This window comes from Rhizobium sp. 01N424 (assembly GCF_056399485.1).
In genome coordinates this window covers 63,123-77,222 of the sequence record NZ_JBFTRK010000004.1, presented here as the reverse complement: position 1 = coordinate 77,222, position 14,100 = coordinate 63,123, and the positions used below count along the sequence as shown (strand labels likewise).

The following is a 14,100-nucleotide window of genomic DNA, read 5'->3' as shown; positions in this document are numbered from 1 at the left end:
TGAAGCAGCCGCAGGCCGGTCGCTTCCCTGAATCGATGGAAGTCAGAGCTCTCCTTTCTGGCGCATCTCGTCGCGGATCGAGCGGGCGACCCGGAAGGCTTCAACGCCGGCCGGAATGCCGCAATAGACCGCGATCTGCGTGAGTGCCGCCCTGAGCTCGTCATCGGTCAGCCCATTGCGGATGGCGCCGCGGAAATGGATGCCGAATTCATGCATGCGGTTCAGCGCCGCCAGCATGCCGAGGTTCAAAAGGCTGCGCTGCTTGAGGTCGAGACCATCATCGGTCCAGGCGGTGCCCCAGCAATATTCGTTGAGCACATCCTGGAACTGGGCCGAGAAACTGTCGGCGCCGTTGATGGCGCGATCGACATATTCGTCGCCGAGAACCTTGCGCCGGATGGCCTCGCCGCTCTTTCTGAGCGCTTCATCCATGGTTCGCCTCCCCGGTTGTCAGGAACCCGCGCATCAGCTCGGCAACCGTCTGCGGTGCCTCGATCAGGATCGAGTGGCGGAGGCCCGGCAGGATCGCGAGCTTCGAGCCTGGAATGCGCTCGTGCATGTATCGGGCCATGCGCGGGTTCGACCCGGCATCGTCCTCGCCGGTTGCAATCAGCGTCGGGCAGCGGATCTGATCGAGAAAGCCGCCAAAGTCGGTTTCCGCCAGCACGCGGTAGGCCGCCGCATAGCATTCCGGATCGTTCTCGGCATCGCGCTGTCTGAGCGTCGCGATCACCTCCGGATTGTTGTCCTGAAATGCTTCGGTCAGCCACCGGGACAGCGATGCATTGTGATGGTCGGCAGGCGTGCCGGCGCGCAGCGCCGACAGCCGTTCGAGAACCCGCGTCCGCTCCTCCGGCGTGCGGCCGGCAACGGTCGACAGCAGCACCAGCTTGCGCAAGCGGTCGAGATGGGTCAGCGCCAGGCGTTGTGCAATCAATCCGCCGAGCGAGAAGCCAGCGAGATGGAAGGTCGAGAAGCCTGCCTTGTCGGCCAGCGCCAGCGCTTCATTGACGAAATCGTCGATCTCATAGCGCCCCTTGACCCGGCTCGATTGGCCGTGTCCGCGCAAATCGAATGTCAGGATCGTGAACCTGTCCTTCAGACGCTCGACCACGCCCGACCATGCCTCGAGATAGGAGCCGACGCCGTGGATGCAGACCAGCGGATCGCCGCTGCCGTCGATCCGGTAGTTGAGCGTCACGTCTCCGACGGTATGGCGCTGTGCCTCTGCCATGATCAGCCCGCCGCCGCCTTGCGCTGCTTGTCCTTTTCGCGGGCCGCGAAGAAGGGCATGATTTCCTTGACGAACAGCTCGATCGTCCGCTTCTGCAGCTCGAAGGGCAGATTGAAGGTCAGGCCGAGACAATACTGATCGACACCGGCTGCCTCATAGACCAGCAGCTTCTCGATCGCCTCGTCGGGCGTGCCGAACATCAGGTTCTTGCGGATGTTGTCGGGATTGTAGTTGTCCTTGCCCTTGACCGCCTCATAGGGAACCGCTTCCGGAAATCCTTCGCGCACATTGCCGATATTCTGCATCAGGTTTTCGAAGGCCCGGCCGTAGTCCATGCTGTGCTGGACAGCGGTTTCCCAGCCGTCCGCCTTGTCGTAAACGCAGGTGCGGCGCTGCATCATGAAGCGCGGGCGCGGGACTTCCGGATGGTCGGCAACGGCCTTGTTGAACTTGTCGGCCAGAACCTGGATCTCGGCGGCAGGCTGAGAGAGCGGTGTCGAGAGGATGCTGGCGCCATTGGCGATCGCCCAGTCAAACGAGCCGGGATCGCGCGCCGCGACCCAGATCGGCGGGTGCGGCTTTTGCAGCGGCTTCGGCACAGACGTCGCCGTCGGAAACTTCCAGTAGTGGCCGTCATGGGCATAATCGCCGGCCCACAGCTTCTTCACCGCAGGAACGATCTCCTTCATATAGGCGACGCCTTCCTGCTGCGGCATGCCGCCTGCCATCCGGTCGAACTCGTACTGGTAGGAGCCGCGGGCGATGCCGAATTCCAGGCGCCCGTTCGTCAGGTGATCGCAGAGAGCGGATTCACCGGCAAGACGGATCGGGCTCCAGTAGGGAGCGACGAGCGTCGAGGTACCCAGGCGGATCTGCTGCGTATGCTGTGCCAGCCAGACGAGAGTCTGGAAAGGATTCGGAGAGATCGTGCATTCGATCGTGTGATGTTCGGCCGTCCACAGGGCCTCGAAGCCACCCTCGTCGGCCATCCGGGCCAGATGAAGAAGGTTGTTCCTGGCCGTCGACATCGAGATATCGGGCGAGAAGCGCTCCATGGTCAGCGATACTGCGAATTTCATCTGCTAGCCTCCCTCTCGGGCTGTATTTTCTTCTGTGCCGTCACTTCAGACGGATGACGAAGGGGTCCTGCATCGCCCCGGAGTAATCGATGATGACGTTCTTCAGGCGCGAGAATTCGTGCATCACCTCGAAACCGCCGCGGCGGCCATATCCGCTCTCCTTGAAGCCGCCATTGGCGGACATGAAGGAGGCGGAACGGTAGGTATTGACCCAGACGGTTCCGGCTTCGATCTGATTGGCGAAGCGAAGAGCGCGGTCGATATCCTTGGTCCAGATGCCGGAAGCGAGGCCGTAATGGCTGTCATTGGCGAGCGCGATCATCTCCGCCTCGTCGCGGAACGGCATGACGCCGACCACCGGGCCAAAGATCTCGTCGCGCATGAAGCCCATGTCGTTTTGCGCATCGACCATGACGGTCGGCTCGAAATACCAGCCGCCGCTCGATAGCCCTTCCTTCTTGGGACGGCGGCCACCGGCTGCGATCCTCGCGCCTTCCTTGACGCCGGATGCCACGTAGCCCTCGACCTTGGTGAGCTGGTCGGCGAGCGCCAGCGGACCGATATCCGTGTCCTCGACCGTTGGCAGGCCGACGCGGATGCGAGCAGTGCGGGCAACCAGTGCATCGATGAACTTGTCGTAGATGCTGGCCTCGACAAAACAGCGGGAACCGGCAACGCAGGTCTGGCCCGCCGCGGCAAAGACGCCGGAGACGACGCCGTTGACCGCGTGTTCGATCTCGACATCGCCGAAGACGACATGCGGAGACTTGCCGCCAAGCTCCATCGAGCAGGGCACGAGGTTCTGCGCCGCATTGCCGGCAATGCGGCGGCCCGTCGCGGTGCTGCCGGTGAAGACATATTTGGAGACACCCGGATGGCGCGTCAGCGCCTCGCCTGCGCTCCTGCCGGTGCCGGTCACGACATTGACGACCCCTGCGGGGAAGCCCGCTTCATGGATCAACTCGGCAAGCGCCAGCGTCGAGGCGCTTGCATGTTCGGAAGGCTTGATGACGACGGTGTTGCCGATCGCCAGGCACGGCGCCAGCGTGCCGGTGAGCAGCATCAGCGGCGAATTCCAGGGCGTGATCATGCCGACGACGCCGAGCGGCTCGCGCAGATTGAGATTCAGCGTGTCGACCCGGTTGATCGGGATGGTGTCGCCCTGCAGCTTGTCTGCCATGCCGGCGAAATAGTGATAGCTATCCGGCATCGAGCGCATCTGCGCCCGCGTTTCCTTGAGCAGCTTGCCATTGTCGCGCGTCTCGATTTCAGCAAGCGTATCGGCATTGGCCCGGACAAGCTCGGCAAGACGGCGCACCAGCGCGCCGCGATCGGTCTGTGTCATGCGCCGCCAGGCAGGATTGCGGAAGGCGGCATTTGCGGCGGCAACGGCAGCCGCGACATCATCGGCATCGGCCTCCGCCAGATCGTACCAGCGCTCGCCGGTCGTCGGATCATAGCTTGCGATATAGTTGCCGTTCTTCGGCGCCACGAATTCGCCGTTGATGAACAGGCCCTGGCGCGAGCCTTCGATTGAGCTGACTGTCGTCTTCATGTCACTGTCCTTGGTCTTGGGAGGCTTGGATCCAGGCACGGGCTTCGCCGTCGATCATCGCGACGCGGCCGCCATCGTCGGAATCCATGTAGATGCCGAACCGGCCGGCCTGCCGCTCACGCACATAGCGGCGCAGCATCGAACGCAGCTCGTGGGTGGCGATCGTCTCGTAGGGAAGATCGTCGATCGCAAAGAAGCGGAGATCAGCGGGCAGATTGACGCCCTCCCCCTCGCCCGCCAGCCGGGCACGATAGACGAGGTAGCCGGGATCGCTGTCGGCGACGTCAAAGACCGAATAGAGGAAGGTCTCATCGGGCATCAGCCGCAGCGCATCGCCACCTTCGACGACCAGCTGGCTGTCAGCCTTGCGGCGGCGCGCCGAGGGAAGCACCCAGCTGCCTTTTCCGTCCGAGCGCAGCAGCAACCCATCACCGGCTTCGATCAGGTAGCCGATGATCATGCCATGCGAGGCGAGCCAGCCCGCGGGCAACGGATCCTTGACGCTGGCATAGCGGCCGCGGCAGAAGCCGAGCGGCGCGGTCGGGCTGGTGCCGAAAGCCCTGACCTGACCGATCAGAACCGTATGATCGCCGGCATCGACCGAGTTGAAAGTCGTGCAGTCGAACCAGGTGAGGCTATCCGTCAGGACAGGCGCTCCGGTATGGATGCGATCGTGGGTGACGGACTGGAACTTGTCCGGCGACTTCGAGGCGAAGGTGCCCGATACATCGACCTGGCCCTCATGGAGAATATTGACCGCAAAGCAACCGGCACCTGTAAAGGCCTGATAGCTGGACGCGGACTTGGCGATGCAGACCAGAAGCAGCGGCGGATCCAGCGAAACCGAGGTGAAGGAATTCGCGGTCATGCCGCGCGGCGTGCCGTCTTCATCGCGGGTGGTGATGACGGTGACGCCCGTCACGAAGGTTCCGAAGGCCCGGCGCAGTGCGATCGGATCGATCGGCGCATCCGCCTTTGCCGCTATCTCCGCCATGCTTTCGTGCCTCCTCCGTTTGTTAAAGAGGAGGCTATCGCTGCCCGTCCGGTGGTTCTTCCGCGCCTTCAAAGGAAAGGCCGGAAAACTTCTGCTGCGATCCATAGGAGAGGGAAAGTGGCCGCGCGAAAGCACTGCAAGCGAGGATAACGAGGCTGTGGGAGATTACTTTCCGGCCGTTGCGCGGTTGTCGATGACGCCATGCAGGCGGATCGCCAGCTCGACCGCAAAGCGCTTCTCAGGTGTCTCGACATCGACGCCGAAGAGCTCCTGGATACGCGACAGACGATAGCGCAGCGTCGTCACATGCAGGCCCATCGTATCGGCGCAGGCCTGGCTGCGGCAGCCCTCTTGGAGATAGGTGGAGAGCGTCTCCAGATACGGCGTGCCGTTCTCTCGGTCGTGCTCGGCAATGGCGCCGACGCTTTCCTGCACGAAGCTGCGCACGTCGCCCGCTTCGGACGCCGCAACCAGCATCGGCAGCGGCCCGAAATCCTGGGCGGAAACGGCGCCTGTCAGCCCGAAGGAGCGGCCGATGCGGATCATCCGGCTGCAGCGTTCCCAGGCGGCGGGATAATCGGAAAGCGCGGCACAGCGGTTACCCGCGACGACCACCGGTGGCTCGTCGAAATAGCGGCCGAGCTCCTCGGCGATGCGCCGTGTCAGCTTGGCCGTGCGCTCCTGCCGCTTGCTCGGATCATGCGGAACCAGGCACACGACGCCGCCGTCGATCGCAATCAGGCTCGCCTGCAGCGATGCCTGCTGCATGATGCGGACAAGGGTGTGCTCGACATCGACGGAAGCCCCGCCGAACGCCTTCGTCTTGTCAGGGAAGTCGACGACGATCATCTGCTGCGGCGTCGCGAAATTGAGCCCCAGCCTTTGGGCGCGCTGGGCGACATCCCCCGCATTGCGCCATCTGGCCTCGACGATCTCGAAGAACAGTTCGGTCTGTGTGCGCGTCTCGAACCGGAAGCGGATGAAGCTGCGCATCATCTGGACGCTGAGCGCGAACTTGGCGCTGTCGAGCATCAGAAGATCGAGATCGCTGAACTCGCGTGAGGTGGGGAAGATGATCAAGGCCCCCACCAGCTGGTTATCGACCATCAGCGCCTCGATGCGGGTCGAGATCTTGAAGCGCTGAGTGCCATCATCGAGAAACAGGCTCGCGGCATCGGTCGCGCCACGATCGATCGCCTCGCGCGCCGCCTTCATTAGTGGCCGGGCAAAAACGGTGGACGCGGCTTCCTGCCAGGATGCCTCGTTGTAAAGCGCGTTTGGCGGCCGCCCCGCGATGACCTGATTGGCAGTGAAATCCACCACCACAGTCGGGTTCGGCAGCATCATGCCGACCATCGCCGAGAGCGGCGCAACCGCGCCGTCGCTCAAGACATGTTCGAGCAGCGACGTATGCGCCTGCAGCGCCCGCTCCAGCCGCTGCGCTGCGCGCTTCTCTGCCTCCAGCCGGTGCTCGCGCTCGACGGCGATGGCGCCCATGTGAATGATGGTGCCGAGAAAGGCGAGGTCGTCTTCCGTGACATCGGTGATCTGCCGGGAGATGACGCTCAGCACCATCGGCCGGCCCTCGGCATCCCGGCAGTTCATCGGCATGACGACGACAGTGCGGTAGTCGCGCTCGAAGGCCTCTTTGCGATAACCCGGAAACTCGGCCGTCTCGCGCGCGTCGCGGATATAGACGGGCTCGTTGCGCTGCAGGGCGATCAGCGACGGGCTGGTCGCCAGCTCCCACCGGTCCGGCAGCTGGCGCTCGATCAGCGTCGGATCGTAGCGGACGATGACATAGGCATAACCATGCGCCGCATCGATGCCCATGATCGAACCGAGCGACCAATGGGCGTGACGGCACGCGGCCGCGATCAGGTGCTGCAGCACGGTCTGAAGGTCGCCGCCGCTGTTGATCTGGCTCGCGACGTCGCGGAGCGCCAATATCTGAGACTTCTGATCCAACCTGCCTCGCTCCCTCCGGCTGGCGCGTATCATGCGCGCGGCCTCAATAGAAATCTACTCCGTTTCGATGGAAGCTGAAGCCATCCGCTTCCGCCGATCAAAGGAAGACGTTCGCCGTTTAGCCGCTAGGCTTCTAGCCAGTTTCAACATTTCGTATCGGCGCAAGGCATGACACTCGGCATCAGAAAGATTTCCACCTTCCTCGAAGAAACGCATGTCGAAGGCGGCAAGGCAGCGCCTCGGCCGGTGACCATGGTCGTGGTAGCAGCAGTGATCCAGAACCCCTGGGCCGGACGCGGCTTCGTCGAGAACCTGCGGCCGGAGATCATCCGTATTGCCGGCGAACTCAGCCACGAGATGACCAGCCGCCTGCTGCGGCAGATGGATGCCGAGAAGATCGAGGCCTGCGGCAAGGCAGCAGCGGTCGGCATCAACGGGGAAATCGAACATGCCTCCGCGATGATCCATACGCTGCGCTTCGGCAACCCGTTCCGCGAGGCGATCGGCGGCACCAACTATCTGGAATTCGCCAATACCCGCAACGCGCCGGGCGCCCTGCTGTCGCTGCCGATGATGCACAAGAGCGAGAGCGGCAAGCGCTCGCACTTCCTGACCGCCAACTTCATGATTGCCGACGCTCCCGGTGCTGACGAGATCATCGTCGCGATCGGCGCAGCCGACGGCGGCCGGCCGCATGCGCGCATCGCCGACCGTTTCCAGGATATTGCCGAGATGGAAGCCGAAAAGGCAGCCAAGGGCTAACCCGGGCTACCGGCTCCCGTCACCGGGAATTGCCGCGGTGATGATCGTGTCGGCCGCAATCGAGCGGTCGAACACGCCGGCGAACTCGATCTTTGCCAGGATCAGCGGCGGATCGGGATCTTCGGGCGGCAGCAGGCGGCCCTGCGGCCAGATGGCTTTCAGCTGCTCTCTATTTACGGAGGCCAGGTTGACGTCGATATCCGTCAGCGTTCCCGGCACGCGGTAGGGGCAGCGTCTCTTCGAGCAGTTCGACGCCGAGGAGAACTGCCAGAGGAAATATTGCTGCCAGTTGCCCATCGGAAACGTGCCGCCGACATCGGGCTTGTAGCGCGCATACCAGATCGGCAGCCGTGCCAGCACCGGATAGATCTGCCGGTAGGCGGCGATATAGCGGGCGGTCGCGTGGTTGACGTAGAGGATCGGATAGCGGCCGGTGCGGGTGCGGATATGCCCGGCAAAGATTTGCGCATCAGACAGAGACATGAACTGATCGGTATCGAGCCCCTCGAGATCGAGAACCATCAGGTCGTCGGGGCCGGGCTCTGCGTAGTCCAGAAAGTGGTTGGCCTGATCGACCGGGTTTCCGGGTCTGGCGACATGATAGGCGCCCCATAGCAGCCCGCTCTGCTTGGCAATGAATTTCCGGGTCTGATAGAGCTCGCGGCTGACCGCATATTTGCGCCACATCGTCTTGCAATGCGCGACGGTATCGCCGCGATGCTCGCCGCTGCAATCAAACACTTCCGGAAGCCCGTCCGAGGCCTTGGAAATCATCCCGGCGATCCGCTTGTCGGTGAGCAGAGCACCCCAGTCGATCGCGTTCATCTCATAGGCATCGACAACGAGCGCTGCATCCTGGCGGTTCCAGGGCGCCGCGTCGCGCGCGCCAGCGGAAGGACCGGCCAGTGAGAGACTGGCCGCCATGAGGTATGCAAACACCCATCTAAGGGATCGCCGCATCGACCGCCCTCTGTTCGCGCCGGGCAATTATATTAGATCATGCTTGCGCGAAACTGCGCCGGAGCGGCAGGGGGTAAACGGTGCTACGCCTTTCGGACGAATTGCCGAAGCAGCAGCCGTCTCCCATATCCATTTGGCTATGGTGAAAAGGACAGATGACCGACACCAATGCGGGGCCCGCTGAACCGGAATTCGGCGGGCCTCCTTTTCTTCGGGCAGAATGCCTACTTCCCGGCAATCGCATTGCGGATCATCGCGTCGTAGCCTTCCGGATCCTGCAGCATCGCAAAATGGCTGGCATCCTTGAGGATCACCAGTTTGGCGCCCGGAATTTCCTTTGCCATCATCTCAGTATGATCAAGTTTGACGGCCTCGTCGTGGTCGCCGATCGCCAGCGTCACCGGCACGGCGATCTTGGCGAGATTCGCAGCAGTCCAGGCCGGCTGGCTCGCCCACATCGCCGAGATCTGGTTGACGAACGCGTCATATTCGTTCGGCGTCGGCGACAGCTTCTTGTAGGATTCGCCCGCGGCATTGATATAGTCGCTGAAGGTCTTGTTGGTCATCACGTCGGCCTTGACGCCATCGGTCGTGACATTCGCCGCCTGGGCAATGACCCGCGTCAGCTTCTCCGGATGCGTCATCGCCATGTCGATGCCAATAATGCCGCCGTCGGACCAGCCAACGAGCGTGACCTTGTCCAGCTTCAGATAGTCGAGCAGCGCCACGTAGTCGGACGTCATCAGGTCGTAGCCGAAGGGCTGGGCGCTGCGCGTCGAGCGGCCGTGGCCGCGGCTGTCGGCAACGATCACCCGATGATCCCGGGCAAAATCCGCGACCTGATTGCCCCAGACATCGGCGCTGCCGAGGCCGCCGTGAATGAAGAGGATAGGGTCGCCCTCCCCATACTCAGCGTAGTACATCTTGATATCGTTGACCGGTGCCATGCCGCTGGCCTTGGCGGGCGGCATCGGTGGAAAACTGGGTAGCGTTTCCCAGCGCTCGGCGGCTTTTGCCGCCGTGGTCAGGGCGAGTGCGGTCAATAGGGCAATGGCAGCAGCTTTGATTGCAGACACAGCTGATCTCCGAGCGAAACAACGCCGCGGAGATTAGGCCTATCCAGCCAGCTGGCAAGTCATCCAATCGAAGGCGGGTCAGGCGGCCGAACGGCTGGTCTGCGGGTTCCGGGGTCCCTGATAGTTCGATTTGACCGACGAGCCGTCGTCGCGCATCACCGCACGGCGGTTCAGCTTGAAGAGGCTGACCAGCTGCGACAGCGCGTCGGCGCCGAGCGCCAGGGTGCTGCTGATCGCCGTCGTGCGCGCACTCATCGCCGCATTTTCGCGCGTCATCTGGTCGAGCCGCTCGACTGCCTTGCTGATGTCGCCAAGCCCCGCCGTCTGCTCGTCGGCCGCATGGGCAATTCTGTCGACATTGCCGTCGATCCGTTTGACGAGAACGTCGATCTGCTTCAGTGCCTCGCCGGTCTCACCGACCAGCCGGACGCCTTCGAGCACCTCGGTGCCGGAATTGTTGATCAGTGCCTTGATTTCCTTCGCCGCATTCGCCGAGCGCTGGGCAAGCTCGCGCACTTCCTGAGCAACGACGGCAAAGCCTTTGCCGGCCTCGCCGGCGCGCGCCGCTTCGACACCGGCGTTCAACGCCAGAAGGTTCGTCTGGAAGGCGATCTCGTCAATCACTCCGATGATCTGGCTGATCTCACGGGAGGCCGCCTCGATGCGCTGCATCGCGTTGACGGTCTGCTCCACAACGTTGGTCGAGGCTGCGGTCGAAGCCCGGGCGCTTTGAACAAGCTGCCGGGTTTCCTTGGTGTTTTCCGATGACGAGCGGACGGTGGCGGTGATCTCGCCGAGTGCGGCCGTTGTCTCCTCAAGGGCCGCTGCCTGTTCGCGGGAGCGGTCGGCAAGATGCTCGGAAGCCTCGCGCACCTCCTGGCTGCTCTTGCTGAGGTCACCGGTCTGGCCGAGAACATTGACCAGCGTCTTCTGGAACTCGCCGATCGACTTGTTGAAGTCGCGGCGCAGTCGTTCGAATTCACCGACGAAGGGCTTGTCGAGCGTAACGCGGATATTGCACTGCGACAGCCGTTCGAGCGCCGCGCCGAGCTCTTCCACCGCATCCATCCGGTCAGTCACGTCGATCGCAAATTTGACGACCTTGAAGACCTCGCCCTTGTGGTCGATGATCGGATTGTAGGACGCCTGAATGAAGACGCGCTTGCCATCCTTGCCAAGCCGCATGAACTGCCCGGTGGAGAATTTGCCCGAGCGAAGCTCGGCCCAGAAGTCCCGGTATTCCTGCGACTGGGCGTAGCCCGCCTCGCAGAACATCGCATGATGCTTGCCGATGATCTCGGACGCTTCGTAGCCAAGCGCGCCGAGGAAATTCTCGTTGGCCTTCAGGATCGTGCCATCGGGTGTAAACTCGATGACGGCCTGCGCACGCGACAGCGCTGCCAGCTTCCCCTCGTCTTCGGCGCTCTTGCGCTTGATCCAGGTGATATCGGTGGCGATCTTCACCACCTTGTAGGGCTTGCCGCGGCGGAAGACCGGATTGTAGGAGGCTTCGATCCAGATTTCCTGGCCATTCTTCGCCAGACGCCGGTACTGGCCCTGATCATACTCTCCGCGCGCCAGCTTTGCCCAGAACGCCTTGTATTTCGTCGATGCTGCCTCGTCGCGCAACACGAACATGCTGTGATGACGGCCGACGATCTCGGAGCGCTGGTAGCCGACGGCTTTGCAGAAATTCTCGTTGGCAGTCAGGATGTTGCCAGAAAGATCGAACTCGATGATGGCTTGTGAGCGGCCCAGCGCCTCAAGCACGGACGACGCATCAAAACCGAGTTTCGGAAAGCTGGACATGTTTCAGTGACCCCACGATTATCGGCATCGGGACGATCCTGAACCGCCCGCCTTGCGCCCTCGCGAAACACTATCCGGACACCGTTAATTAGATATTAAGCATATCTGAAGTGATGGTTTTTACGGGCGGCTATCCCGCGCCGGGCGCCGATCCGCGTCAGGGTTGCGGAGCCGGTCTGCCCGATGACCTCATACGTAACCTGCGCCGCGCATTCGTCCAATGCAGGATCTGGCTGAGGAACAGCTTGGTACGCTCGTGCTGCGGATTGTCGAAGAACTCATCTGGCGAATTCTGCTCGACGATCTGGCCCTGGTCCATAAAGATGACGCGGTTGGCGACCTGGCGGGCAAAGCCCATTTCGTGGGTGACGCAGAGCATGGTCATGCCTTCTTCGGCCAGGCCGACCATCGTATCCAGCACTTCCTTGATCATTTCAGGATCGAGCGCCGAGGTCGGCTCATCGAACAGCATGATCTTCGGATTCATGCAGAGCGAGCGGGCGATCGCCACGCGCTGCTGCTGGCCGCCGGAGAGCTGGCCCGGATATTTGTTGGCCTGTTCCGGGATCTTGACGCGCTTCAGGAAGTGCATGGCGACTTCTTCCGCCTGCTTCTTCGGCATCTTGCGCACCCAGATCGGCGCCAGCGTGCAATTTTCCAGGATCGTCAGATGCGGGAAGAGGTTGAAGTGCTGGAACACCATGCCGACTTCGCGGCGCACTTCGTCGATCTTCTTCAGGTCGTTGGTGAGCTCGGTGCCATCGACGACGATCTGACCCTTCTGGTGCTCTTCCAGACGGTTGATGCAACGGATCATCGTCGACTTGCCGGAGCCAGACGGGCCGGCGATGACGATGCGCTCGCCACGCATAACCCTGTATAGCAAGTGTTTTTTATCGATAAAGAACCAGAAACATCTTAAGCTTATGCGATCGTTACGAAAAATAGGATCTGCCTGTGATCGGTCAGGCGGCGGCTCCTCAGCAGTCCAAGCGATCGCCGCGGCGCTTGGAAGCAGTAGCAGCGACCGCCTTGATATTGCGCATCGCTCACGGTTGTCATAGGCCTCATCACATAATCGCAGGAGCCCAGCGCGTGACGAAACAGAAGCCGAAAATTGCTATCAATGGCTTTGGCCGCATCGGCCGCTCTGTTCTTCGCATCCTGCTGAAAGAGCGCCGCGATATCGAGGTCGTCCTCGTCAACGACATCGCTCCGCTGGAAAGCTGCGCCTACCTGTTCCAGTATGACAGCGTCTTCGGCCCATGGCCGGAGGACGTGGTGGCCGAGGCTCGCGCGTTGCGGATCGGCGAGCGTTCGATACCTTTCCACAACGAGCGGGATATTCGCGCCCTCGATCTATCGCACGTCGATATTTTCCTCGAATGCACCGGCCAGCCTTATACCCGCGATTACGTCTCCCGGGCGCTAGAGGCCGGCGCAAAGCGTGTCCTGATTTCGGGTCCGGCGGAATCTGCCGACGCGACGGTGGTGCTTGGCGCCAACGAAGAGATGATTGCCGGCCACAAGATCATATCCAATGCATCATGCACCACGAACGCGCTGGCACCCCTGCTGAAGACTGTCGATGACCTCTTCGGCATCACTGGCGGGCAGATGACGACGGTTCATTGCTATACCGGAAGCCAGCCGACCGTCGACCAGCCGCGGGACGATTTTGCACGCAGCCGCGCGGCAGCCCTCTCTATGGTGCCGACGAGCACCAGCGCCCACAAGCTGGTTGGCAAAGTCCTGCCATCCCTCGCCGGAAAGATCGAAGCCCGGGCCATCCGCGTTCCGACCGCAAGCGTCTCGGCGATCGACCTGACGGTGTCGCTGGAGAAGGCGCCGACCCTAGCCGAAGCCCGCGAACGCTTCAAGGGCGCAATCGCCACGTCGCCCGTCATCGGCTGGATCGAAAAGCCGCTCGTATCCGTCGATCTGCGCGCCCGGCCGGAATCGCTGGTCGTCTCAGGACCGGAACTCTCGGTTTCCGCTGGCGGCCTTCTGCGGGTTTTCGGCTGGTACGACAATGAATGGGGCTTTGCCAACCGGATGCTCGACGTTGCGGCCCTAATGGCACGGTCGTAGCGCGGCGAAATGAGAGAGACGATAGCAATGCCGTATCCGAGGTCATTCGGGGCCATATCCACAGTCGCCGCCACGCTGTCCCTGTTGTGGGCACCGGCGCTGTTGGCGCAGGAGGCATCGTCCGGTTCGAACTGGTCCAAGGACCCTACCAGCCGCTGCGAATTCATTTCCCCCATCTCTCTGACTGCAGGTCCCACCTACTGGACAGGGCTATGCACCGCGAACAAGGCATCCGGACTTGGCATGCTGCGACGGCGCGACGGCGATCGCGCCGGTCCTGCCTTCTATGGCGAAATGAACGCAGGCGTGCCTGTCATCGGGGTGATCGATCATGATGGTTATCGCGTTGGCCGCTTCAACAACGGCGATATCGGTGGCGATGCCAATCTCGAACCGCAGGTTCGGCTCGATGCGTTCCGGGCGGCGGCAAAGGCAGCGCGAGCGGTCGGCTCGCAATATGCCAAGCAGAGCAACGCCGCCTCATCGCGCCACTACGAAAACATTGCCCAGCAACTCGATATGCAGGTGGAATGACCATTCGTCTCGGCGCCGGCATCGACCCTGTCGATGAG

The 14,100-nt window shown here is 62.3% G+C and carries 12 protein-coding genes and 1 pseudogene; 3 read left to right on the top strand and 10 right to left on the bottom strand.

Annotated features, from left to right (window positions below):
• Window positions 1–42: 42 nt before the first annotated feature.
• The 6 genes from AC1DNK_RS13150 to AC1DNK_RS13125 form a co-directional block, all read right to left on the bottom strand.
• Window positions 43–432: a carboxymuconolactone decarboxylase family protein gene (locus AC1DNK_RS13150; RefSeq protein ID WP_477941498.1), complete on the bottom strand. Its 390-nt coding sequence runs from the start codon at window positions 430–432 to the stop codon at window positions 43–45.
• Entirely contained in the window at window positions 425–1,234 is an 810-nt protein-coding gene (locus AC1DNK_RS13145; protein ID WP_477941497.1) for an alpha/beta fold hydrolase, read from the bottom strand. Before AC1DNK_RS13145 ends, AC1DNK_RS13150 begins: the two co-directional genes overlap by 8 nt.
• Window positions 1,235–1,236: 2 nt before the next feature.
• Entirely contained in the window at window positions 1,237–2,313 is a 1,077-nt protein-coding gene (locus AC1DNK_RS13140) for an LLM class flavin-dependent oxidoreductase (protein ID WP_477941496.1), read from the bottom strand.
• Window positions 2,314–2,353: 40 nt separating this feature from the next.
• A complete protein-coding gene (locus AC1DNK_RS13135; protein ID WP_477941495.1) occupies window positions 2,354–3,868 on the bottom strand; it encodes an aldehyde dehydrogenase in 1,515 nt (504 codons plus the stop codon).
• A gap of 1 nt (window position 3,869) precedes the next feature.
• Window positions 3,870–4,862 carry a flavin reductase gene (locus AC1DNK_RS13130; RefSeq protein ID WP_477941494.1) on the bottom strand — a complete coding sequence of 331 codons (993 nt, stop codon included), beginning with the start codon at window positions 4,860–4,862 and terminating at the stop codon, window positions 3,870–3,872.
• A 165-nt stretch (window positions 4,863–5,027) separates the two neighbouring features.
• Window positions 5,028–6,830 carry a helix-turn-helix domain-containing protein gene (locus AC1DNK_RS13125; RefSeq protein ID WP_477941493.1) on the bottom strand — a complete coding sequence of 601 codons (1,803 nt, stop codon included), beginning with the start codon at window positions 6,828–6,830 and terminating at the stop codon, window positions 5,028–5,030.
• Window positions 6,831–6,998: 168 nt separating this feature from the next.
• Between AC1DNK_RS13125 and AC1DNK_RS13120 the strand changes: the two genes are divergently transcribed.
• Window positions 6,999–7,592 carry an amino acid synthesis family protein gene (locus AC1DNK_RS13120; RefSeq protein WP_477941490.1) on the top strand — a complete coding sequence of 198 codons (594 nt, stop codon included), beginning with the start codon at window positions 6,999–7,001 and terminating at the stop codon, window positions 7,590–7,592.
• Between the two features lie 6 nt (window positions 7,593–7,598).
• On the opposite strand, the gene AC1DNK_RS13115 is transcribed toward AC1DNK_RS13120, so the two are convergent.
• The 4 genes and pseudogenes from AC1DNK_RS13115 to AC1DNK_RS13100 all read right to left on the bottom strand — a co-directional run.
• The gene (locus AC1DNK_RS13115) at window positions 7,599–8,516 is read right to left on the bottom strand and encodes a glycoside hydrolase family 25 protein (RefSeq protein ID WP_477941489.1); all 918 of its coding nucleotides are present in this window, start codon (window positions 8,514–8,516) and stop codon (window positions 7,599–7,601) included.
• A gap of 260 nt (window positions 8,517–8,776) precedes the next feature.
• On the bottom strand, window positions 8,777–9,619 hold the full coding sequence (locus tag AC1DNK_RS13110) for an alpha/beta fold hydrolase (protein WP_477941801.1): 843 nt from the start codon (window positions 9,617–9,619) through the stop codon (window positions 8,777–8,779).
• 87 nt (window positions 9,620–9,706) lie between these two features.
• Window positions 9,707–11,437 (bottom strand): methyl-accepting chemotaxis protein, encoded by a 1,731-nt coding sequence (locus AC1DNK_RS13105; RefSeq protein WP_477941487.1) that lies wholly within the window; start codon window positions 11,435–11,437, stop codon window positions 9,707–9,709.
• Window positions 11,438–11,657: 220 nt separating this feature from the next.
• Window positions 11,658–12,314, bottom strand: a pseudogene (locus AC1DNK_RS13100) (amino acid ABC transporter ATP-binding protein); the annotation flags it as partial.
• Window positions 12,315–12,532: 218 nt separating this feature from the next.
• Between AC1DNK_RS13100 and AC1DNK_RS13095 the strand changes: the two are divergent.
• Together AC1DNK_RS13095 and AC1DNK_RS13090 are read left to right on the top strand one after the other, a co-directional pair.
• Window positions 12,533–13,528, top strand: a complete 996-nt coding sequence (locus AC1DNK_RS13095; protein WP_112388759.1) for a type I glyceraldehyde-3-phosphate dehydrogenase — start codon at window positions 12,533–12,535, stop codon at window positions 13,526–13,528.
• 243 nt (window positions 13,529–13,771) lie between these two features.
• Window positions 13,772–14,062, top strand: coding sequence for a hypothetical protein (locus AC1DNK_RS13090; RefSeq protein WP_477941486.1), 291 nt, complete (start codon window positions 13,772–13,774; stop codon window positions 14,060–14,062).
• The last annotated feature ends 38 nt before the right edge of the window (window positions 14,063–14,100 follow it).